The 21,964-nt window shown below is 67.7% G+C and carries 20 protein-coding genes; 5 read left to right on the forward strand and 15 right to left on the reverse strand.

Annotated elements, in window-relative coordinates:
* The first annotated feature begins 168 nt into the window (after positions 1–168).
* The gene (locus tag QOZ99_RS01115) at positions 169–561 is read left to right on the forward strand and encodes a GFA family protein (RefSeq protein ID WP_306888033.1); all 393 of its coding nucleotides are present in this window, start codon (positions 169–171) and stop codon (positions 559–561) included.
* Positions 562–673: 112 nt separating this feature from the next.
* Here QOZ99_RS01115 and kce read toward each other — a convergent pair whose 3' ends face one another.
* From kce to QOZ99_RS01140, 5 genes are all read right to left on the reverse strand, one after another.
* Positions 674–1,612 carry a 3,5-dioxohexanoate:acetyl-CoA acetone transferase gene (gene kce, locus QOZ99_RS01120; protein WP_306888034.1) on the reverse strand — a complete coding sequence of 313 codons (939 nt, stop codon included), beginning with the start codon at positions 1,610–1,612 and terminating at the stop codon, positions 674–676.
* Between the two features lie 29 nt (positions 1,613–1,641).
* Complete coding sequence (locus QOZ99_RS01125) at positions 1,642–2,589, reverse strand: 3-hydroxyacyl-CoA dehydrogenase (RefSeq protein ID WP_306888035.1); 948 nt, start codon at positions 2,587–2,589, stop codon at positions 1,642–1,644.
* 68 nt (positions 2,590–2,657) lie between these two features.
* The gene (locus QOZ99_RS01130; RefSeq protein WP_306888036.1) at positions 2,658–4,760 is read right to left on the reverse strand and encodes an ABC transporter permease; all 2,103 of its coding nucleotides are present in this window, start codon (positions 4,758–4,760) and stop codon (positions 2,658–2,660) included.
* Positions 4,761–4,767: 7 nt separating this feature from the next.
* Positions 4,768–6,312, reverse strand: coding sequence for a sugar ABC transporter ATP-binding protein (locus tag QOZ99_RS01135; protein WP_306888037.1), 1,545 nt, complete (start codon positions 6,310–6,312; stop codon positions 4,768–4,770).
* 75 nt (positions 6,313–6,387) lie between these two features.
* Positions 6,388–7,515, reverse strand: coding sequence for a sugar ABC transporter substrate-binding protein (locus QOZ99_RS01140; RefSeq protein ID WP_306888038.1), 1,128 nt, complete (start codon positions 7,513–7,515; stop codon positions 6,388–6,390).
* Positions 7,516–7,892: 377 nt separating this feature from the next.
* On the opposite strand from QOZ99_RS01140, the gene QOZ99_RS01145 reads away from it, so the two are divergent.
* Together QOZ99_RS01145 and hutC are read left to right on the forward strand one after the other, a co-directional pair.
* Positions 7,893–8,672 (forward strand): GntR family transcriptional regulator, encoded by a 780-nt coding sequence (locus QOZ99_RS01145; RefSeq protein WP_306888039.1) that lies wholly within the window; start codon positions 7,893–7,895, stop codon positions 8,670–8,672.
* A 203-nt stretch (positions 8,673–8,875) separates the two neighbouring features.
* Positions 8,876–9,619 (forward strand): histidine utilization transcriptional repressor HutC, encoded by a 744-nt coding sequence (hutC, locus tag QOZ99_RS01150; RefSeq protein ID WP_306888040.1) that lies wholly within the window; start codon positions 8,876–8,878, stop codon positions 9,617–9,619.
* A 38-nt stretch (positions 9,620–9,657) separates the two neighbouring features.
* On the opposite strand, the gene QOZ99_RS01155 is transcribed toward hutC, so the two are convergent.
* The 5 genes from QOZ99_RS01155 to hutI all read right to left on the reverse strand — a co-directional run bounded on the left by QOZ99_RS01155 (position 9,658) and on the right by hutI (position 15,666).
* The gene (locus tag QOZ99_RS01155) at positions 9,658–10,224 is read right to left on the reverse strand and encodes a HutD/Ves family protein (protein WP_306888041.1); all 567 of its coding nucleotides are present in this window, start codon (positions 10,222–10,224) and stop codon (positions 9,658–9,660) included.
* A gap of 16 nt (positions 10,225–10,240) precedes the next feature.
* A complete protein-coding gene (gene hutU / locus QOZ99_RS01160; protein WP_306888042.1) occupies positions 10,241–11,908 on the reverse strand; it encodes a urocanate hydratase in 1,668 nt (555 codons plus the stop codon).
* Positions 11,909–11,919: 11 nt separating this feature from the next.
* Complete coding sequence (gene hutG / locus QOZ99_RS01165) at positions 11,920–12,738, reverse strand: N-formylglutamate deformylase (RefSeq protein WP_306888043.1); 819 nt, start codon at positions 12,736–12,738, stop codon at positions 11,920–11,922.
* 178 nt (positions 12,739–12,916) lie between these two features.
* A complete protein-coding gene (gene hutH / locus QOZ99_RS01170; RefSeq protein WP_306888044.1) occupies positions 12,917–14,467 on the reverse strand; it encodes a histidine ammonia-lyase in 1,551 nt (516 codons plus the stop codon).
* A complete protein-coding gene (gene hutI, locus QOZ99_RS01175; RefSeq protein ID WP_306888045.1) occupies positions 14,464–15,666 on the reverse strand; it encodes an imidazolonepropionase in 1,203 nt (400 codons plus the stop codon). The genes hutH and hutI overlap by 4 nt, the downstream gene beginning before the upstream one ends.
* A gap of 99 nt (positions 15,667–15,765) precedes the next feature.
* Between hutI and QOZ99_RS01180 the strand changes: the two genes are divergently transcribed.
* Both QOZ99_RS01180 and QOZ99_RS01185 read left to right on the forward strand, forming a co-directional pair.
* Complete coding sequence (locus QOZ99_RS01180; protein ID WP_306888046.1) at positions 15,766–17,121, forward strand: formimidoylglutamate deiminase; 1,356 nt, start codon at positions 15,766–15,768, stop codon at positions 17,119–17,121.
* An 11-nt stretch (positions 17,122–17,132) separates the two neighbouring features.
* Positions 17,133–17,528, forward strand: coding sequence for a RidA family protein (locus QOZ99_RS01185; RefSeq protein ID WP_306888048.1), 396 nt, complete (start codon positions 17,133–17,135; stop codon positions 17,526–17,528).
* A 79-nt stretch (positions 17,529–17,607) separates the two neighbouring features.
* Here the strand turns inward: QOZ99_RS01185 and QOZ99_RS01190 are convergent, their stop codons facing one another.
* From QOZ99_RS01190 to QOZ99_RS01210, 5 genes are all read right to left on the reverse strand, one after another.
* Complete coding sequence (locus QOZ99_RS01190) at positions 17,608–18,309, reverse strand: fumarylacetoacetate hydrolase family protein (RefSeq protein WP_306888049.1); 702 nt, start codon at positions 18,307–18,309, stop codon at positions 17,608–17,610.
* Positions 18,309–19,061 carry an ABC transporter permease gene (locus tag QOZ99_RS01195; protein WP_306888050.1) on the reverse strand — a complete coding sequence of 251 codons (753 nt, stop codon included), beginning with the start codon at positions 19,059–19,061 and terminating at the stop codon, positions 18,309–18,311. Before QOZ99_RS01195 ends, QOZ99_RS01190 begins: the two co-directional genes overlap by 1 nt.
* 111 nt (positions 19,062–19,172) lie before the next feature.
* Positions 19,173–19,979 carry an ABC transporter ATP-binding protein gene (locus QOZ99_RS01200; RefSeq protein ID WP_306888051.1) on the reverse strand — a complete coding sequence of 269 codons (807 nt, stop codon included), beginning with the start codon at positions 19,977–19,979 and terminating at the stop codon, positions 19,173–19,175.
* A gap of 3 nt (positions 19,980–19,982) precedes the next feature.
* Positions 19,983–20,813: an ABC transporter permease gene (locus QOZ99_RS01205; RefSeq protein ID WP_306888052.1), complete on the reverse strand. Its 831-nt coding sequence runs from the start codon at positions 20,811–20,813 to the stop codon at positions 19,983–19,985.
* Positions 20,814–20,823: 10 nt separating this feature from the next.
* Entirely contained in the window at positions 20,824–21,828 is a 1,005-nt protein-coding gene (locus QOZ99_RS01210; protein ID WP_306888053.1) for an ABC transporter substrate-binding protein, read from the reverse strand.
* Positions 21,829–21,964: the final 136 nt, after the last annotated feature.

A 21,964-nucleotide genomic window follows, 5' to 3' on the forward strand; every position in this document is an offset into this window, starting at 1 on the left:
AGGCGACGACGAAACGATCCGGGGCAGGCACGGCCCCATGACGGGCCGTGCCTGCGCCCGACTCGAAAGAGTTTTCGCTGCCCGAAAGAGTTTTCGCTGGAAGACTCTGGCCAGCGGCACATGGCGCGTCGAAGATGACGCCTTGGGACGTGGCGGGAGGTATGCGGCATGGAGCGTTTCACGGGCGGCTGCCGGTGCGGCACGGTTCGGATCGTGGCGTCCGGCCAGCCCTATCGGGTGGGCCTCTGCCATTGCCTCGACTGCCGCAAGCATCACGGCGCGCTTTTTCACGCCTCCGCCATTTTCCCGCAGCAGGCGGTGACGATCGAGGGCGAGATCCGCGACTATGCCGGGCGGTTCTTCTGCCCCACCTGCGGCTCGCCCGTCTTCGCCCGCTCGGGCGACGAGATCGAGGTGAATCTCGGCTCGCTCGATGCCCCCGACCAGTTGCGGCCGAGCTATGAGATCTGGACCATAAGGCGCGAATCCTGGCTGCCGCCCTTTCCCCTCGCACGACACTATGAACGCGATCGCGACCCCACGAGCCGCGTCGAGGAATGAGCCGCCTCAAAGAGGAGCGGCGTACTCGCCACGGCCAGACAAGGCCCGCCGGGATTGGCGCCCGGCGGGCTTTCTGGTCCGGAAGCAAGGCCGCATCCGGTGAAAGGGGCGATCAGAAATTGACCGAACCCGGGCCCTTCAGCTGGAGAATCTGCCGCGCCTCGTCCGGCGTCGCGATTTCCAGCCCGAGGCCCTCGATCATCTGGCGCACCAGCCGCACCTGGTCGGCGCTGGAGGTCGCCAGCTTGCCCCGACCCGCCCACAGCGAATCCTCAAGCCCCACGCGCACATTGCCGCCCAGTGCCGCCGCCTGCGCCGCGATGCGCAGCTGGCTCGCGCCGGCGCCGAGCACCGACCAGCGATAGTCATCGCCGAACAGCCGGTCCGCCGTGCGCTTCATGTGCTGCACGTCCTCGGGATGCGTGCCGATGCCGCCGAGAATGCCGAATACCGACTGCACGAAGAAGGGCGGCTTGACGAGGCCACGCTCGGCGAAATGCGCGAGATTGTAGAGATGGGCGATATCGTAGCATTCAAACTCGAAGCGCGTGCCGTTCTCGTAGCAGGTGCGCAGGATGAACTCGATGTCCTTGAACGAGTTGCGGAAAACGAGATCCCGCGTCGCTTCCAGATGCTCACGTTCCCACTCGAACTTGAACTCGTGATACTTGTCCAACAGATGGAACAGGCCGAAATTGATCGACCCCATGTTCAGCGAGGCGACTTCCGGCTTCAGCATCTGCGCCGGCAGCACGCGCTCTTCCACCCGCATATAGGGGCTGCCGCCGCTGGTCAGGTTCAGCGCGGCGTTGGTTGCCTGCTTGATCTGCGGCAGGAAGCGCATGAAGCCCTCGACCGTCTGGTCGGGCTTGCCGGTCTCCGGGTTGCGCGCGTGCAGGTGGAGAATGGCGGCCCCGGCCTCGGCGGCGCCGAGCGCGTCGTCGATGATCTGCTGCGGCGTGATCGGCAGGTAGGGCGACATGGAGGGCGTGTGGATCGCGCCCGTCACGGCGCAGGTGATGATGACCTTGCGCGGTCCCGGCTTGCTCATGGCATCTGTCCTTGTGCTGGGTACTGGTCTCAGGCGCCGATATCGCGGTCGGCGCGGTTCTTGTGGGCGATCAGCGCCATGAGGCGGCGGTCGCGCCATTCCTGTCGCGGCTGCAACTGGTCGGCCGGCAGCGCCGCGCGGCGATCGCGCGCGATCTCCTCGATGACCGGGCCGTCCCATTCCACGCGGCGCATCATGCTGGCGAAGAGGCCGCGATACAGGCCCTGATAGCGCTCGACATAGTCGCGCACCCCGCCGGGCGCGTTCAGGTCGATGGTCTCGAACGGACCCATGAACGACCAGCGCAGCGCCAGTCCGTCGCGTATGCCGATATCGACATCCTCCACCGAGGCGTAGCCATCGGCGACCAGCCGGAACGCCTCCTCCAGAATGGCGCCCTGCAGCCGGTTCATGACGAAGCCGTCGATCTCGCGCTTCATCACGATCGGCTTCTGCCCGATCGCCGTGAGGATGCGCGCCGCCCGCTCCACCGTCGCGGGCGAGGTCCAGGGCGCCGGCACCACCTCGGCTGCGGGGATGACGTAAGGCGGGTTGATCGGGTGGGCGACCAGACAGCGGGCGCGCCCGGCCAGCCCCTCGGTGAAGGCCGAGGGCAGCAGCGCCGAGGTCGAGGAGGCGATCACCGCATCCGCCGGCGTCGCGCTGTCGAGCCGCTGGAAAATGGCGATCTTCACGTCGAGCCGCTCGAAGGTGTTTTCCTGCACGTAGCCGACGCCGGCCACCGCCGCCTCCAGGCTCTCCACCGGCTGGATGCGGGTCAGCACCTCCTCGGGTGCCTGGCCGTTCAGCAAATCATGAGCGAGGAGATCGGGCAGCAGGCCGGCAATATAGTCCTTGGCGCGCCCGGTGGCGTCCGCATCCTGGTCCCACAGCCGCACCGAATTGCCCGCACGCGCGTGGCTGATGGCCCAGGCCCGGCCGATGAACCCGGTGCCGATAATGGCAACGTCTTCCATGTGTTGTCTCCCTTGGCGCAGGCGCTGCATCGGCGCGGGCGCGTGTCTGGCCTTGCGGATGGGTGGGGTCAGCGGCGCTCGCGCAGCGCGATCACGGCGGTGAGAATGACGACGCCGTAGACGATGGAGCGCACCGATGTCGGGAAGGTCGTGCCCGCCAGCAGGGTCTGCAGCGCCGTGAGCAGCAGGACGCCGCCCAGCATGCCGGCATAATTGCCGCGCCCGCCGGTGATCAGCGTTCCGCCCACCACGACGGCGGCGATCGAGGGCAGCAGATATTCGTCGCCCATGCCCAGGCTCGCCTGCCCCGACAGCCCGCTCAGCAGGATGCCGACCAGCGCGGCGCACAGGCCCGACAGCATGTAGACCATGACCACCGTGCGCTTGACCGGCACGCCGGAAAGCGCGGCGGCGCGCGCGCTGTTGCCGATGGCATAGACCCGCCGGCCGAACGCGGTGCGCCCCAGCAGCACGACGGCGGCAAGCACGAACAGCCCGAGGAAGATCACCACCGGGGTCACGCCGAACACGCGCTGCGTCATGAAGGACCGCAGCAGCGGCGCGGCGAAGCCGTCCGGCGTGCCGCCGGAATAGATCAGCGCGGTGCCCTGCAGGAACCCGTTGGTCGCCAGCGTCATGACGATGGGCGAGAGCCCGAGCAGGACGATGCCGGTGCCGTTGATCAGGCCGATCAGCGCCCCCACCAGCAGCACGAAGGGCACGGCATAGATGAGTTCGACATTCGACCCCGCCGCCATGCCGCTGACCAGGATGCCGGCCAGCGCAATGGTCCAGGGCAGCGAGAGGTCCAGCCCGCCGGTGAGGATCACGGCCCCCTGCCCCAGCGCCAGAATGGCCAGGAAGCAGGAGAGCACGAGCAGCGTGTTGTAGTAGTTGCCGTTCAACAGCGTGTTGCCGAGCATGAACTCGGTCGCCAGCAGCACCACGGCGAAGCTGATGAAGGCGGGCAGCGCCAGCAGGATGGCCGGCCGGCTACGACCGAGCCGCTGAATGAGGCTCGCGCCCTGCCCCTCGCCGAAGACCCGCACGCCATCCGCCGGCACGCCATCCGCCCGGCGGGGAAGCGCGAGGCGCTTCACATCCGTGGTTCGCTGGCGCGCCAGCACGCCCTCGCGCCAGGCCGAGAAGCGCGTACCGGCGCGGCGCAGGTTCTCCGCGAGTTCGGAACGGCGATGCAGCGCGCCCATCAGCACGGCGAGCAGCAGGATCGTGCTTTCCGCGATGGTCGAGTAATAGGCCGAGACGTTGAGGATCAAGAGGATATTGACCATCAGCACCAGCACGAAGGCGCCGATCACCGTGCCGGTCAGCCCGCCGCGCCCGCCGCCGAGCAATGTGCCCCCGACCACCACCGCCGCGAACATCTGCAGCAGCATGGGGTTGCCGACCAGCGGATCGCCCGCCCCGGTCTGGCCGGAAACGCACACCCCCGCCAGGCCATAGAAACCTCCGGCCAGCACATAGGTGAGGAAGCGCGCGCGGCGCGTGGCGATGCCCGCCGAGCGCGCGCTGTCGGCATCGCCGCCCACGGCATAGAGCGCGATGCCGAACGGCGTCGCCTTCAGCCAGTACCAGAGGGCAAGGCACGCCAGGATGAGCGCGCCGGTCATCGGCAGGAAGCCCGGGATGACCTCGGACCCCATGAATTCCCCGAGCGAGGCGTCGATCACGCCGCCGGGCTTGTCCATCACCAGCAGGGTGGCGCCCTGCAGGATGAACATGGTCGCCAGCGTCACCACGATCGGCTGCAGGCGGAGAAACGCGATGAGCGCGCCATTGACCATGCCCACCAGCGCGCCGATGCCGATGCCGATCAGCAACAGCAGCACCGGCGAGGTCACGGCATCCGGCGGCAGCGCGGCGAGGCTCACATTGACCAGCGAGATCACCGCCGCGGCGGAGAGGTCGAAGCCCCCGCTCAGGATGACGAGGGTCTGGCCCATGCCGGCGATCGCCAGCGGCGTGCCGCTCGAGACGATCTGCGAGATATCGTAATAGCTCAGCGGGGTGGCGCTGACGGAAAGGATGATGCTGGCCAGCACCACCAGCACGCCGGCGGCGGTCAGCAGGCCGCGATCGCGGCCGAGGCGCCATTTGCGGCCGGCCGTGCCGTCCCGCAGGGCGGGTTCAAGTCGCTCTGTCATCTGCATGGCCATCTCACACCGCCAGTTTTTCGCGGGAGCTATCGGGCGCCGAACCAAGCGCGGCGGCCAGAATGTGTTCCTCGGTCAGCTGGTCGCCGGCCAGTTCGGCGGCGATGCGCCCGGCATAGAACACCAGTGTCCGGTCGGTGAGATGGACGAGTTCGGGGATCTCGGTGGAGTAGAAGATCACCGCCCCGCCCGCCTCGGCATAGGCGCGCAGCAACTGGTAGATCTCGTTCTTGGTGCCGACATCGATGCCGCGCGTCGGGTCGTAGACCAGCAGCACCCGCGCCTCGCTCAACAGCCATTTGGCGATGGCGATCTTCTGCTGGTTGCCGCCCGAGAAGGATTCCGCCGGCATCCATTCCGCGCGTTCGGCGACGTTCACCTGGCCGAACACCGCGCGCACGGCGGCCGCCTCCTTCGCCCGGTCGATGATGCCGAAGCGCGTGAAGCGCTCGATCACCGGGATCGTGGCGTTCTGCGTGCCGGTGAGCTTGAGGAACAGGCCCTCGGTCTTGCGCTCCTCCGGCACCAGGCTGATGCCGATGCGCGCGGAAATCGCATCGCCGGGCGAGGTGAACACCACCTTGCGCCCATCGACGGCGAGATGCCCGCGGCTGACCGGCCTCTCGCCGAACAGGGCGAGAAACAGATCCAGTTGGCCCATGCCCTGGAGGCCGGCAATGCCGAGGATCTCGCCCTCGCGCAGGCGGAAGCTGGCCTCGCGCAGCTTGCCCGCCGTCCCCATGCCATGGGCCGCGAGAACCTCGGTGCCGAGCCTGTGGCGGGTCTGGCCGCGTGGGGGAAAGGAGTGGATCAGCGAGCGGCCGGCAATCATGCGCACCACGTCCTCATCCGCGAAGTCGCGGACATGGCCGGAGGCGATGTGCCTGCCGCTGCGCAGGATGGTGAGGTCGTCGCAGAAATCGCGCACCTCCCGCAGCCGGTGCGAAATGAAGATGACCGTGGTGCCGCGCGCCTTCTCGCGCCGGATCACGGCGCCCATCCAGTCGACATCCGGCCCCGACAGGGCCGAGGTCGGCTCGTCGAGCAGGAGGATCCGCGGCCGGCGGAACACCGCGCGGGCGATTTCGATCTTCTGGCGGATGGCGAGGTCGAGATCGCCGATTTCGTCGTCGAGGTCGAAGCCGGCGAGGCCCAGTTCCTCGAAATGCCGCCCCACGTCGCGCCGCGCCTGTCGCCGCCGCACCATGCCGAGCGGCGACAGCGGCGAGCGCGGGATCAGCATGTTGTCGAGCACGCTCATGTTGCGCAGCAGCGTCATTTCCTGGAAAGCCGTCTGGATGCCATGGCGCTGCGCGGCCAGCGGCGTCTTCAGGCTGATGCTTTCGCCGAACACCCGGAGGCTGCCGGCATCCGGCGTGACGAGGCCGGACAGCATCTTCACCAGGGTCGACTTGCCGGCGCCATTCTCGCCCAGCAGCGCGTGAACGGTGCCGGTGCGAACCTCGACGGCCATGTCATCGAGCGCGATCGTCGCCCCATAGGCCTTGCGCACGCCGGACACGACGATCGCCGTCTTTTCGAGCGGCATCGGTTCCTCCCATCAAACGGTCCGAATTCGGAGCGGTGGAGCCGGCCCGCCGCGCGATGGCGGGCCGGCGACCGATCAGTCCTCAGGCTGGCCGACGAGGGCCGCCTGCAGGCCGACTTCGGGAGTCAGCGGGGAGTAGATGGAGGCGAACCAGCCCGGGTTCGGGATGATGGCGGGCTGGAACGCGTTGCAGCCCTCCGACATCTCCTTCCAGGTCCCCTCCTTGCAGAGCTTGATCGTGTCGTTGGTGACGATGTTCTGCGGCACATTGGTGAGGGCCGGGATATCGCCGCCCTGCAGCTTCTTCACCGCGAGCTTGAGCGCCAGCGCGCCGGTGAAGTTCTGCGAGCCCGACGACCAGCGCTTGGCGCCCATCGGGCGATAGGTGCCGTTGGCGCCCTCGACCTCGGTGCCGATGGGCAGCATCTGGATGCGGCCGCCATTGGAGGCCTCGCCGACGCAGGGACGCAGGTCCTTGTCGGCGATGCCGGCCTCATTCTGCATGGAATTGGCGGTGTAGCAGCCGACCTGGGTCCACAATCCGTCGATCTGGTCCCAGTTGCGGGTGGCGAGGATCTTCGACAGCTCGGTGCGGCCCACCGCCTGGCTCCACATGCCGTTGGCCTCGCCGACGATCTGGATGCCGGGGTGCTTGGCGAAGACTTCCTTGGCGCCCTCGATGCGCAGCGCGTCGACCGTGGTGCCGGGCACGCCGTTGATCATGACGATCCGGCCCTTGCCGCCCAGCTGCTGAACCAGCCATTCCGCCGATTTGGTGCCCCAGTCGCGCTGGTCGATATGCACGTTGTAGGCGCAGGGCTCGGTGATGATCGAGTCATAGGCGATGACCAGCACGCCCTTGGCACAGGCGTTCTTCACGGCCCCGTTCAGCGCGGTGGGCGAGATCGGGTAGACCACGATGGCATCGGCGCCGGCCTGCACCATCGAGTTGATCTGCTGGATCTGCTTCTGCGCATTGGGCCCGGCCACCTGCACCTGCAGGTCGATCTTGTCGATCATGCCGGGCGAGACGGCCATGGCCTTGAGCATGTTCGCGGCTTCGGCCTGCCAGTCATTGCCGATATAGCTCATGCTCAGGAAGACTTTGAACTTGCCCTCCTTGGCCGAGGCGGGTGCGGCGATGCCGAGAGCGGCGGCGGCAAGCCCGGCGAGCATGGCGGTCGTCTTCAGGATACGCTTCATTCTTTTCCTCCTTGGTTGACCGGTTCAGGACCGGCCGGGGCGTTCCGCCAGGCGCGCTTATCCAGCGGGGAGACCTGAAAGCGCACGTGTCCGATCGCGCGAGAAACGCACGCCGGTCAGGGCGAAGACCGCCCGCTCTTTCACCGATTTCGTCCCCGGGTCCGCGCCTTTTGGCGTTCTGCCCACACTGCCTCCAACAGCACCCTCAGAAGAGCGCGCCACCGATACCCCTGTCAACATTTATCTGTGATGCGTGATCACAGATAATCTTTCCGTTTCCAGAAACTGCCGGAAGGGCTAGAATAGCCTTCCGTATCAGTGACATCCGCGAGCCAATCGCGTCATGATCGTTCCCCGACCCCGTCTTGAGCGCGCGTATGGAAAAACTCACACCGATCGACGTCAGCACCTTGCAGGAGCGCGTCTATTTTCGGCTGCGCGAGGCCATCTCGCAGGGTGATTTCGCGCCCGGGGCGACGCTGACCATCCGCACGCTGGCCGCCTCGCTCGGCACCAGCGCCATGCCGGTGCGCGAGGCGCTGAAGCGCCTGGTGGCCGAGAAGGTGCTGGAGCAGCGCTCGAACCGCAGCGTCGCGGTGCCCCAGTTCACCATGCCCTCGTTTCGCGAGCTGATCCGCATCCGCATGACCATCGAATCGCTCGCGACCCGCTGGGCGGCGCGCCGCGCCGACCCGGAGCTGCTCGATCACCTGCGCCAGCTCAATGCCCTGATGGCCGAGGCCATCGACCGGGGCGAGAGCGAGAAGGTGCTGGACGCCAACCGCCGTTTTCATTTCGCGATCTACGCGGCGGCGGACATGCCGCAACTGCTGGAGATCATCAAGGGATTGTGGCTGCGCACCGGCCCCTATCTGGGTGCCGCCTACCGGATGATTCCCGGCGCGCAATGGCATTTCCTGAACGGCACGCGGGTGCATGCGCGCATCATCGAGGCGATGTCGGCCGGCAATGCCGATCGCGCCGCCAATGGCATCGCCATGGACATCTGGTTCACGGCGCGGCGCTTCCGCCCGACCATGGAGCGCCTGTCCGGCGCCATACGGGACGGCGAGGCGGAAACAGCCCTCGATTTCGCCCAGCTCTATAGCGGGCTGCGGCTTCCCCCCGCCCTATCCCTGCCCGCCGGCGCCAAATAGGCGCACGCGGCAGATCCAGCCCGACCGGCCCGCGCGGGCCCCGCATTTCCGCGCGGGAATAAAACCGCGCAACGAACACCCGCACGCGGAAACGCCCGCGGCGGATGGTGTGCGCGATGCATTAATGTCTATACATATTCTGCCGCTGCGCTAAGTTGCTCGTTTCGGCTCATCTGTGCCGATCGATCAAGGAGCCATCCGGCGTGCCCGCCACACTCCGCCCCTCGCCCCTGGCCGAACCGAGCCAGACGCTGAGCCACCGCATCCGTACCGATCTGGAGGCAAAGATTCTCTCGGGCGACTGGGCGCCGGGGCACCGCATCCCATTCGAGCACGAATTGATGGCGCAGTATGGCTGCGCCCGCATGACGGTCAACAAGGTGATTGCCGGCCTGGTCGCCGCCGGTCTCATCGAGCGCCGCCGCCGGGCCGGCTCCTTCGTCGCCCAGCCCCGCATTCATTCGGCCGTGCTCCGCATTCCCGATCTGCCGGTGGAGATCGCGGCGCGCGGCGAGACCTATCGCTACCAGCTGATCGCCCGCAAGCGTCGTCCGGTCCGGCAGGACGATCCGGCCGGACTGGCGGACGAGGAAGGCGTGGAGGTTCTGGAACTCACCTGCCTGCATTATGCCAATGGCCGCCCGCTCGCGCTGGAACAGCGGCTCATCAGCCTGTCCACCGTGCCGGGGGCGGCCGAGGTGGATTTCGCCGCCGTCGCGCCGGGCTCCTGGCTGCTGCAGCACGTGCCGTGGACGGAGGCCGAGCACCGCATCAGCGCCCGCGCCGCCACCGCCCGCGTGGCGGAAGCGCTCGGCGTGACCAAGGGCGCCGCCTGCCTATGCCTGGAGCGGCGCACCTGGCGCTCGGGCGAGACCGTCACCCATGTGCGCCAGCTGTTCCGCGGCGACGCCTATGATCTCGTCGCCCGCTTCTCGCCGCAGGGCTGAGCGGCGCGGGGCTGATCGGCGCGGCGCTTTCCTGCGCCCTACCCGCCCGTTTCCGGCCACAGCTCGACGAGGAAGAACTCGGACGGCCCCTGCGGCGTGACATCCACCGCGCCGGGCAGCCGCGCGGCATCGTTCACGCCCAGCACCTGCCCGCCGACATCGAGGCCCGGCGAACGCGACAGCAGCAGCGCCACTTCGCCCTCCGGCACGATCCCGCACCGCGCGGCGGTGACATGCCGGGTCAGGCGGTGCGCATAGCGGCCGCGCCGCGTCATCACGTTGAGGTCGAGGATCGGCCCGCCGACCAGCGAGGCGTGCGTGCGCACATCGCCGGGGAAGCGGGCGGGCGCGCTCGCCAGCCCCACCCGCTCCGGCGCCCGCCCCTCGGCCTCCAGCACGATCCCCTCGCCCGCCAGCACGGCCAGCGAGCGATCAATCGCCGGGAAGAGCGAGAACGGACCGTCCTCGCTCACCCCCGCCATGCTGATGCGCCACAGGAAGGCGTCGAGGCCGGCACCTTCGGGAAAGACGGCGATCTCGGTGGTCGAGCCGCCGCCATTCTTCCACGGCATGACGCGATGATCGGCGGCCCGCAGGATCTGCATCGGCGTCGCCCCCGTCTCAGCCGAGAATGCCGGGCAGGTCGAGCTGATGCTCCTTCGCGCACTCGATCGCGATCTCGTAGCCGGCATCGGCATGGCGCATGACGCCGGTCGCCGGATCGTTCCACAGCACACGGGCGATGCGGGCATCGGCCTCGTGGGTGCCGTCGCAGCAGATCACCATGCCGGAATGCTGCGAGAAGCCCATGCCGACGCCGCCACCATGGTGCAGCGATACCCAGGTCGCGCCCGAGGCGGTGTTGAGCAGCGCGTTGAGCAGCGGCCAGTCGGACACCGCGTCCGAGCCGTCCTTCATCGCCTCGGTCTCGCGGTTCGGCGAGGCGACCGAACCGCTGTCCAGATGATCGCGGCCGATGACGATGGGCGCCTTCAGCTCGCCCTTGCGCACCATCTCGTTGAAGGCGAGGCCGAGCCGGTGGCGATCGCCAAGGCCCACCCAGCAGATGCGCGCCGGCAGGCCCTGGAAGTGGATACGCTCCCGCGCCATGTCCAGCCAGTTGTGCAGGTGGGCGTTGTCGGGAATGAGTTCCTTCACCTTGGCATCGGTCCTGTAGATGTCTTCCGGGTCGCCCGAGAGCGCCGCCCAGCGGAACGGACCGATGCCGCGGCAGAACAGCGGGCGGATATAGGCGGGCACGAAGCCGGGGAAGTCGAAGGCGTTCGTCACGCCCTCCTCCAGCGCCATCTGGCGGATATTGTTGCCGTAATCGACGGTGGGAATGCCGGCATGGAAGAAGTCGAGCATCGCCTTCACATGCACCGCCATCGAGGCCTTGGCCGCCTTGGTGACGCCAGCGGGATCGCTGATCTTGCGGTCCTCCCACTCGGCCAGCGTCCAGCCGATGGGCAGGTAGCCATTGACCGGATCATGGGCCGATGTCTGGTCGGTGACGATGTCCGGCTTCACGCCGCGCCGCACCAGTTCGGGCAGCACCTCGGCCGTGTTGCCGAGCAGGCCGACGGAGAGCGGCTTGCCCTCGGCGCAGGACGTCTCGATCATCATCAGCGCCTCGTCGAGGCTGGTGGTCGACACGTCGAGATAGCCCGTGCGCAGGCGGAAATCGATCGAGGACGGCCGGCACTCGATGGCGAGGCAGCTCGCCCCCGCCATGGTGGCGGCCAGCGGCTGCGCGCCGCCCATGCCCCCGAGACCACCGGTGAGGATCCACTTGCCGGTGAGCGAGCCGCCGAAATGCTGCTGGCCCATCTCCACGAAGGTCTCGTAGGTGCCCTGCACGATGCCCTGCGCGCCGATATAGATCCACGAACCCGCGGTCATCTGGCCATACATGGCCAGCCCCTTCTTATCGAGCTCGTTGAAATGCTCCCAGGTCGCCCAGCGCGGCACGAGATTGGAATTGGCGATCAGCACCCGCGGCGCGTCCTTGTGGGTGCGGAACACACCCACCGGCTTGCCCGACTGCACCAGAAGGGTCTGGTCGTCCTCCAGCGTCTTCAGCGTCGCGACGATCTTGTCGTAGCTCTCCCAGTTGCGCGCGGCGCGGCCGATGCCGCCATAGACCACGAGTTCGCCGGGCTTCTCCGCGACATCGGGGTCGAGATTGTTCATCAGCATGCGCAGCGGCGCCTCGGTCAGCCAGCTCTTCGCGTTGAGCGTGGTGCCATGGGGCGCGCGGATGACGCGGCTATTGTCGATGCGGGACATGATGGCTCTCCTCAGGCGTGCGAGCGTGCGAAGGCGAGGCACGCTGTGAGAATGTCGGTCAGCGCCGCGCGGGCGGGCGCGGCATAGGCGGGGTCGAAGGCGCTCGGCCAGTTGGTTGAGTCCACCGGCCCCAGCGTCTCGGGCATGTAGGTGCGGCAGGCGAGTTCCATCTGCACGGCATGCACGCCGCGTTCCGGCGCGCCATAGTGACGGGTGATGTAGCCGCCCTTGAACCGTCCATTGGACACGCGGGAGAAATCCGTCGCGTCGCAGATCGCCTCGATCCTGGCGAGCAGGTCCGGCGCGCAGCTCATCCCGGAATTGGTGCCGAGATTGAGGTTGGGCAGCGTGCCCTCGAACAGGCGGGGAATGACCGAGCGGATCGAATGGCAGTCATACAGAACGACCGTGCCATGCGTGGCGCGGGCATGCGCGATCTCGGCCGCGAGCGCGGCGTGGTAGGGGTCGAAATAGGCCGCGCGGCGGGTGGCGACATCCGGCCCCTTGCCGTCGCGGTAGAGCGGTTCGCCGTCGAAGGTTGTGGTCGGGCACAGCTCGGTCGTCGCCTGCCCGGGATAGAGCGAGACCCCGGAAGGATCGCGGTTCACGTCGATCGCGGTGCGGGAGATGGACGTGCGCACCACGCTCGCACCGAGCCCCGCGGCGAAGTCGTACAGCGTCTCGATCCACCAGTCGCAATCCTTGCGGGCGAGCCAGGGCGAGACGAGATCATCGGCGATGTCCTCGGGAATGTCGGTGCCGGTATGCGGCAGCGAAAGCACCAGCGGCGCGCTGCCGCGAAGGACGGTGAGGAAGGACGGGTGGGTCATGCGCGAGGCTCCCGGCAGGAGCGGCAAAGCCCCCTCTCCCCATCGGGGAGAGGGGTGGGGTGAGAGACCTTCGACGCTCCGCGAGCGTGCGCCCCCTCTCCCGGCGCTTCGCGCCGACATCTCCCCCACGGGGAGAGGTTAAGATGGCCCGTGCGAGGAAGCATCGCGTACATCTCCCTCACTCCCCCGAAATGGCCGGCAGCAGGTCTGCCGCCAACTCTGCGATGACGCCGGAACGCACCAGCGCGTTCGCCGCTTCCATGTCGGGCGAGAAATGCCGGTCCTCGTCGAGATGGGGCACCTCGGCCCGCAGCCTCTCCCGCACCGTCTCCAGCACCGGCGAGGAGGCGAGCGGGGCGTGAAAATCGCAGCCCTGCGCGCTCGCCAGCAATTCGATGCCGATCACGGCAATGGCGTTCTCGACCATCGCCAGCAGCCGGCGTGCGCCATGGGCGGCCATGGACACATGGTCTTCCTGGTTGGCCGAGGTGGGGATGGAATCGACGCTGGCGGGATAGGCCCGCTGCTTGTTCTCGGAGACCAGCGCCGCCGCCGTCACCTGCGGGATCATGAAGCCGGAATTCAGCCCCGGCCGCGGGGTGAGGAAGGCCGGCATGCCCGACAGCGCGGGATCCACCAGCATGGCGATGCGCCGTTCCGCCAGCGAACCGATCTCGCACACCGCGAGGGCGATCATGTCGGCGGCGAAGGCCACCGGCTCGGCATGGAAGTTACCGCCCGAGAGCGCCTCATGCGCGCCCGCCCCGCTCTCGTCCACGAAGATCAGCGGATTGTCGGAGACACCGTTCGCCTCGGTGGCGAGCGTGGTCGCGGCCTGGCGCAGCACGTCGAGCGCGGCGCCCATCACCTGCGGCTGGCAGCGCAGGCAATAGGGGTCCTGCACCCGCTCGTCGCCCACCAGATGCGAGGCGCGGATGGCCGAACCGTTCATCAGGGCACGCAGCGCCTCCGCCGTCTCGATCTGGCCGCGATGCTTGCGCAAGCGGTGGATGCGCGGGTCGAACGGCGCGTCCGAGCCGCGCGCGGCATCGGTCGACAGCGCGCCGGTCACCAGCGCGGAGCGGAAGAGGTTCTCCGCCTCGAACAGGCCGGCCAGCGCGTTGGCGGTGGAGAACTGCGTGCCGTTGAGCAGCGCCAGCCCCTCCTTGGGGCCGAGCGTGACCGGGGCGAGCCCGGCGTCACGCAGCGCCGCCTCGGCGGGAAGGCGGGCGCCGTCGACGAAGATCTCGCCCACGCCGATCATGGTCGCGGTCATGTGCGCGAGCGGGGCGAGGTCGCCCGAGGCGCCGACCGAGCCCTGGCAGGGCACCACCGGGGTGAGACCCCGGGCGAGCATGGCTTCCAGCAGCGCCAGCGTCGTGGGCTGGATGCCCGAGGCGCCCTGCGCGAGGCTGGCGAGCTTGAGCGCCATCATCAGCCGCGCCACCGGCACCGGCATGGGTTCGCCCACGCCCGCCGCATGCGACAGCACGATGTTGCGCTGGAGGGTGGCGAGGTCGGCGTCGCCAATGCGCACCGTGGCCAGCTTGCCGAAGCCGGTATTGATGCCGTAGACGGGCTCGCCCTTGGCGAGGATGGCCGCCACCGCCCGGGCCGAGCGCTCCACGCCCGGCAGGCAGGCGGGATCGAGACTGGCGCGGGCGCCCTTGTAGATCGCCCGCCACTGGCGGAGCGAGACATGGCCGGGATTCAGGACGATGTCGGTCATTTGCCTCTCCAGACGCGGGCGTGAAGCGGGTTGAATCCCATGCGGTAGACCAGTTCGGCCGGGCGCTCGATGTCCCAGACCGCGAGGTCGCAGCTCTTGCCGGCCTCCAGCGTGCCGGTCTCGCCGAGCCGGCCCAGCGCCCGCGCGGCCTCGCGCGTCACACCGGCAATGCACTCGTCCACCGTCAGGCGAAACAGGGTCGCGCCCATGTTCATGGTCAGCAGCAGCGAGGTCAGCGGCGAGGTGCCGGGATTGCAGTCGGTGGCCAGCGCGAGGTGGGTGCCGTGCCGGCGGAACAGGTCGACGGGCGGAACCTTGGTCTCGCGAATGAAATAGAACGCGCCCGGCAGCAGCACGGCCACCGTGCCGGCACCGGCCATGGCGGCGGCGCCTTCCTCGTCCGTGTGCTCCACATGATCGGCCGAGAGCGCGCCGAACTGCGCCGCCAGCTTTGCCCCGTGCAGGTTCGACAACTGGTCGGCATGCAGTTTCACCGGCAGCCCGAGCGCCTTGGCGGCGGTGAACACGCGCGCCACCTGCTCGGGCGAGAAGGCCAGCCCCTCGCAGAAGGCGTCCACCGCGTCGGCCAGCCCGGCTTGCGCGATCTCCGGCAGCAGGGCGATGACGTCGTCGATATAGCCGTCCTTGTCGCCCTTCGCCTCCGGCGGCAGGGCATGGGCGCCGAGATAGGTGGTCGTGACCGAGACCGGCCGCGCCGCGCCCAGCGCCCGCGCCGCCCGCAGGCTGGCGAGTTCGGCCGCGCGGGACAGGCCATAGCCCGATTTCACCTCAAGCGTGGTGACACCCTCGGCGATCAGCGCATCGAGCCGGGGCAGCGCGAGGGCGACCAGCTGCTCTTCGCTCGCCGCGCGCGTCGCCGCCATGGTGGAGACAATGCCCCCGCCGGCCCGGGCGATCTCCTCATAGGAGGCACCGGCAAGCCGCATCTCGAATTCATGCGCCCGGTTGCCGCCGAAGATAAGATGGGTATGGCAGTCGATCAGCCCGGGCGTGATCCAGCGGCCCTCGACATCCACCACCTCGTCCGGCGCGAAATCCGGCGCGTCCGACGCGGGGCCGACATGAACGATGCGCCCGTCGCGGCTGGCGATGACGCCATCCTCGATGACGCCGAGCCCCTCGCGCGACGGCGCCAGCGTAGCCAGCCGCGCCCCCCGCCATACACGATCGCAGCGCATGGACCCATCCTTCGGCGTGTGGTGACAAGACATCGATTAATGTCTATACATAATCGCATGATGACGAACTTGTCCATAGCCCTCGGGAGCGATGCCGCCATGACCCGCCTCTGGTTCGAAAACGCTTTTCTGGCAGATGGTTGGGCAAGGAACGTGAGGCTCGACATCGCGCAGGGTCGCCTCATCGGCATCACCCGCGATGTCGCCCCCGATGGCGCGGACGAGCGCCATGCCCTCGCCCTGCCCGGCCTGCCGAACCTGCACAGCCACGCCTTCCAGCGCTCTTTCGCCGGCGGGGCGGAAGTGCGCGGGCCGAGCGGCGACAGTTTCTGGACCTGGCGCGAAGCGATGTACCGGGCGGTGGACCGGCTCGATCCCGACGAGGTCGAGGCCATTGCCGCGCAGGCCTATGTCGAGATGCTGGAAGCCGGCTTCACCCGCGTCGGCGAGTTCCACTATCTCCACCATGACCGCGACGGCGGAGCCTATGCCGATTGCGGCGAACTGAGCCAGCGAATCGCGGCCGCCGCGAACGAGACCGGCATCGCCCTCACCCTGCTGCCGGTGTTCTACGCCCATGGCGGCTTCGGCGGGCAGGCGCCCACGCACGGCCAGCGCCGCTTCATCAACGATATCGAGAGCTTCGGCCGGCTGATGGAATCGGCCCGCCGCGCCGTCTCCGCCCTGCCCGACGCGGTGCTCGGCATCGCCCCGCACAGCCTGCGCGCCGCAACGGTGGCGGAGATCGCCGCCATCCTGCCGCTCGCGCAGGGCGGGCCGGTGCATATCCATGTCGCCGAGCAGACCCGCGAGGTGGAGGATTGCCTCGCCTGGGCCGGCAGGCGGCCGGTCGAGTACCTGCTCGACAATGCCGACGTCGATGCGCGCTGGTGCCTGATCCACGCCACCCACATGAGCGAGGCGGAGACGCTCGCCATGGCGCGAAGCGGCGCGGTGGCGGGGCTCTGCCCGATCACCGAGGCCAACCTGGGCGATGGCATTTTCCCGGCCCCCGCTTTCATCGCGGCCGGCGGCGCCTATGGCGTGGGCTCGGATTCCAATGTGCAGATCGACGCCGCCGGTGAATTGCGCCTGCTGGAATATTCGCAGCGCCTTGCCCTGCGCGCGCGCAACGTGCTGGCCATGAGCGAGGGCCGCTCGACGGGCGAGGCGCTGTTCGCCGCCGCGCTCTCGGGTGGCGCGCAGGCGCTGCAGGGAGCGAGCGGCCTCGCCATCGGCGCACCGGCCGATATTGTCAGCCTCGACGCCGCCCATCCGTCCCTCACTGGGCGCACCGGCGCGGCGCGGCTCGACGGCTGGATCTTCGCCGTGGCGGGAAATGCCGTTGACTGCGTCTGGCGCCGTGGTGAAAAGCTGGTGGCGGGCGGCAGGCATCGGGCGCGCGACAGCGTCAGCGCGCGTTTCCGCGCTGCCCTCGACAGGATCGCCGGGTGAGGGAGTTTTCGATGGCGCCGCAATTCTTCATGATTCCCGGCGCACCGACGCCGGTCGCGCCCTTCAGCCACGCCGTCGAGGCGGATGGCTGGGTGTTCGTCACCGGCCAGATGCCGACCTGGCCGGACGATGATTCCCGCCCGCTACCCGAGGGCGCCGAGGCCCAGACCCGCCGCGTGATGGACAATCTGGTCATCGTGCTGGCAGGGCTGGGGCTGGATCTGTCCCATGTCGTGCAGGCGCGGGTCTATCTCACCGAGTTCAAGCGGGATTACCCCGAGATGAACACGGCCTATGCCTCGTATTTCCCCGAGAATCGCCGGCCGGCCCGCACCTGCGTGGGCGTCACCGGCCTCGCCCGCGATGCGCTGGTGGAGATCGATTTCATCGCCCGCCGGCCGGACTGACACGCCGGACCGACGCGAACGGGACAAGGCAGCGCCGCACGGCACCGCCTTGTCCTTTTGCCCGGCGCGGAAACCGGCGTCAGACCACTTTCACGTCCAGTGTGCCGACCCCGTCGACGCCGCCTTCCAGATGGTCGCCGCGCACGATGGCGCCCACTCCGGCCGGCGTGCCGGACATGATGATGTCGCCGGCCTTCAGCTCGAACAGGCCGGAGAGGTAGGAGATCATCTCCGGCACCTTCCAGATCATCTGGTTGAGGTCGCCGCTCTGGCGCAGCGCGCCATTGACCTTGAGCCACACCTTGCCGCTCGCGGGATGGCCGATCTTCGCGGCCGGCACCAGCGCCGAGGACGGGGCGGAGGCCTCGAAGGCCTTGCCCACTTCCCACGGACGGCCCAGTTTCTTGGCCTCGCCCTGCAGGTCGCGGCGGGTCATGTCGAGCCCGATGCCGTAGCCCCACACATGCTCCAGCGCCTTCTCGACCGGGATGTTGATCCCGCCCTTGCCGATGGCGACAAGCATCTCAAGCTCGTAATGCACATCGCTCGACTTGTCGGGATAGGGGAAGGTGCCGTTGGTGATGACGTTGTCGGGGTTCTTCTGGAAGAAGAAGGGCGGCTCCTTGTCGGGATCGTGCCCCATCTCTATGGCGTGCTCGGCATAGTTGCGGCCGACGCAATAGATGCGATGGATGGGGAACAGCTTGTCCGAGCCCTCGACGGGCAGCGTCGGAATGCCGGGCGGCGAGATCACGTAGTGGGTGTCGATAGGCGCGTTCATCAGCGTACTCCAGCGTAATAGTCGACGCGTTTCTCTAGGGATTCGATAAGGCCCGACAGCAGCATAGCTGCCGCGAACAGGATGATGGTAAGGGCCCAGAAATTCTCCATGTCGAAGTTGCGCGAGTAGAGCTCGAACAATTCGCCATAGCCGAGGATCGAGACCAGCAGCTGCCCGATCACCACGCCCTTCACGCCACGGATGACGCCAAGGCGGATGCCGGCGAGAATCTCCGGCAGTGCCGACAGCAGGATGATCCGGAAATAGAGGGCGAAGCGTGAGGCGCCGTAGCTGCGGCCCATCTCGATCAGCGAGGGCGGCACGCCCTGGATGCCGGCGCGCGTATCGAGCACGATGATCCACACCGCGAACAGGAACACGGTGACGACCACCGTCGTCTCGCCCATGCCGAACAGGATCATCAGCACCGGCACCAGCGCCGAGAGCGGCGCCGAGACGAAGATGTTGACCCAGATGCCGAGCAGGTTGTCGGCGGCGACCGAGCGCCCCATCAGCACGCCGATCGCCACGCCGACAAGGATGGCGAGCGCCATGCCGACAAGGAAGCTGTTCAGCGTGGTGATCGCCGCCGCCTGCCAGGTGCCGGTCTGCACCAGCGCCACGGCGGCCACGAGGACATCGGAGAGCGGAGGAATGAGGAACAGCGCACCCGAGCGCCCGACCAGTTCCCAGATGGCGCACCAGACGATGAGCGAGGCCATCATCGGCACGCGATAGCCGAACAATTTCATGCCGCCCTCCTAGAACGTTTCAGTGCTTCGCAGAGATATTGAAACGTTCTATGCTTTTGTCTGTACGCATTTTCTTCACGCGAACCGGTATCCACTTCGCTCGAAAATGCTCTAATCCACATAGCGCTTCAGCCCCTGCCAGATCTCCTCGACCGTATCGAGATAGGACTGATCGCGGCGGATGGCGTCCGGCGAGGCCGAGCGGTCGATTTCCGGCTCGATGATCTGGGAAATGCGGCCGGGACGGCGGGAGAGGATGACGATGCGGTCCGAGCAATAGACCGCCTCCTCGATCGAGTGGGTGACGAAGATGAAGGTCTTCTTCTCCTTCTCGACGAGGCTGAGCAGGTCTTCCTGGAACTTGCGCCGGTTCTGCTCGTCCACCGCCGAGAACGGCTCGTCGAGCAGCAGCACGTCCGCATTCACCGCGAAGGCGCGGGCGAGGCCGACGCGCTGGCGCATGCCGCCCGAGAGTTCGTGCGGGTATTTGCTCTCGAAACCGGTCAGCCCCACCTCGGCGATGTATTTCGCCGCGATGGCCTGCCGCTCGTCCCGGCCCATGCCCTTCAGCTCAAGGCCGAAGGCGACGTTGCGCATCACCGTGGCCCAGGGCATCAGCGCGAAATCCTGGAACACGAAGGCCCGCTCCGGGCCGGGGCCGGTGACGACCTGGCCGTTGACGCGGATCTCGCCCGCCGTCGCCGGGATCAGGCCGGCTATGATCTTGAGCAGCGTGGTCTTGCCGCAGCCGGAGGGGCCGAGCAGCGTGGTGAGCTTGCCGCGGGGGAAATCGAGGTCGATGGCGCGCAGCGCCTCCACCTCGCTATAGAGCTTGGAGATGCCGCGCACCTCGACGGCCACGTCGGAGCCGGCAAGGCGGGTGGCGGCAGCGGTCGCCTGGGCGGTGATGTTGCGCATGGGTCAGGTCCTCCGCTTCTCGGGGCGCAGCACGCGCAGCTCGAAGGCTTCCAGCGCGGCCAGCGTCAGCGTCGACACAAGGATGATGGAGACCACGGCCGCGTACATTTCCGGGTAGTCCGCCACCGAGCGGTGATAGGTGATGAGATCGCCGATGCCGGTCGGGGTGATCAGCAGTTCCGCCAGGATCACGCCGATGAAACCGGCGGCCAGCCCGAGCCGCAGGCCGGCAAAGATAACCGGCGAGGCATCGGGAATGATGATCTTGGTGATGCGCTGCCAACGCGTGCCCTGGAACGAGACGCACATCGCCACCAATGACGGATTGGCATTTCGCACCGCCTTGTAGCCGTTCAGCGCGATGACCGGCAGCGCCAGCATGATGACCGCCAGCGTCTTGGCCATGAGCCCGATGCCGTACACGAAGGTGATGAGCGGAATCAGCGCCGCCATCGGCGCGGCCTGCAGCACGATGAATACCGGCGCGACCAGCCATTCGGCAAAGCGCGACAGCCCCATCACGATACCCACCCCGACGCCGACCACCGCGGAGATGGCGATGCCGATGACGAGCGGCTGCAGCGTCTGCGCATAGGCCGCCACGAAGGCGCCGTTGAACAGCATGGTGAGGAAGGCGCGCAGGGTCTCCAGAAAGGTCGGGAAGGCGAAGCTGATCGGAACGCGACCGGCAATCTCCCAGACGAGGAAGAAAAGGCCGATCGACGCCGTCCGCCAGAGCGCCGTGCGATGCTCCGAGAGCTTCCTCCACAGGAAGGAAGCCTCGGTGCTGGGGAGGGCTCGTGGCGAGCCCTTCACATGCAGGGGCAACGACATGCTCCCGGCCTCAGTTCGTGCCGACCTTGCCGAGCACGCGGTTCAGCGGCTCCAGCGACCAGAACTCCTCGATCTTGAGGCTCGCGGGCTGGCCGGTGAGCTGGCCCGACAGCGTGTAGAAGGCGAAGTCGTCCTTGGCCGCCGCCTCGCCGCCGCCATTGAGCGGGAATGCCTTGCCCTCCGCGAGTTCGGTGAAATAGGGCACGATGCTCTTCGCCTGGTCGGCCGGCAGGTCGGGCAGCAGATTGTACTTGGCGCGCCATTCGGCGACGACCGCCGGGTTCTTCGTCACCTCGCGCCAGGTGGTGAGGACGGATTCGACGATGATGTCGACCTCCTTCTGGTTCTTGTCGAGGAAGTCCTGCCGGGCGAACAGCGCCTCGTCCGTCGCGTTGACGCCATCCATCGGCAGCACGATGAACTTGCCGGGCGCCTTCTCCTCCAGCAGGCGGCGGCCGGCGGCATCGACGATGCTGGCCTTCACATTGCCCTGGATGAGCGCGCCCGCACGCACCTCGGAACCGGGGATGTAGCTGATCTTGGAGAACTTTATGCCCTGCTTGTCCTCCATAAGCCGCATGATCGCCTCGGTGCCCGAGCCGCGCGAATGGACCGCCACCTCCTGGCCGTCGAGGTCCTTCCAGGTCTTGTAGGACGCGGCGTTGACCACGGGGTAGAAGCGCAGCGTCGAAAGCTGGAGGAAGAGGCGCACCGGTACCTTCACCTTCTGGATGAGGGCATAGGGACCACCGACGCCGATATCCGCCTGCCCGCTCACCACCGCCTGCGCGGCGATGTCCTCGGACTTCAGATAGGTCATCTCGATCTCGACACCCTTCTGCCGGGCCAGTTCGAAGGCCGCGAGCAGATGCAGGTTTTCCACGCTGGCGATGTCGCCATAAGCGACCCGCACCTTCGCTTCCGCCGAGGGCGCGAAGGCGATGACGGCGCCGAAGCCGAGCACGGCAGCGGCACCGGACAGGCGGCGAATTCCGGACGTGAGGTTGCTGAGCATTTCATTCTCCCTGGTTCCGCGTGGTTTTTCCCACGGCTGGCCCAACTGGCGAGGTTGGATACCAATTTATCTTTGGTTTATATTGGCCCTCTGGTTTGGTCAAGCTCACATGCGCTTGACCAAACGATTCTGGCGT

Origin of the sequence: Ancylobacter amanitiformis (assembly GCF_030814815.1) — a bacterium.
GTDB lineage: Bacteria > Pseudomonadota > Alphaproteobacteria > Rhizobiales > Xanthobacteraceae > Ancylobacter > Ancylobacter amanitiformis.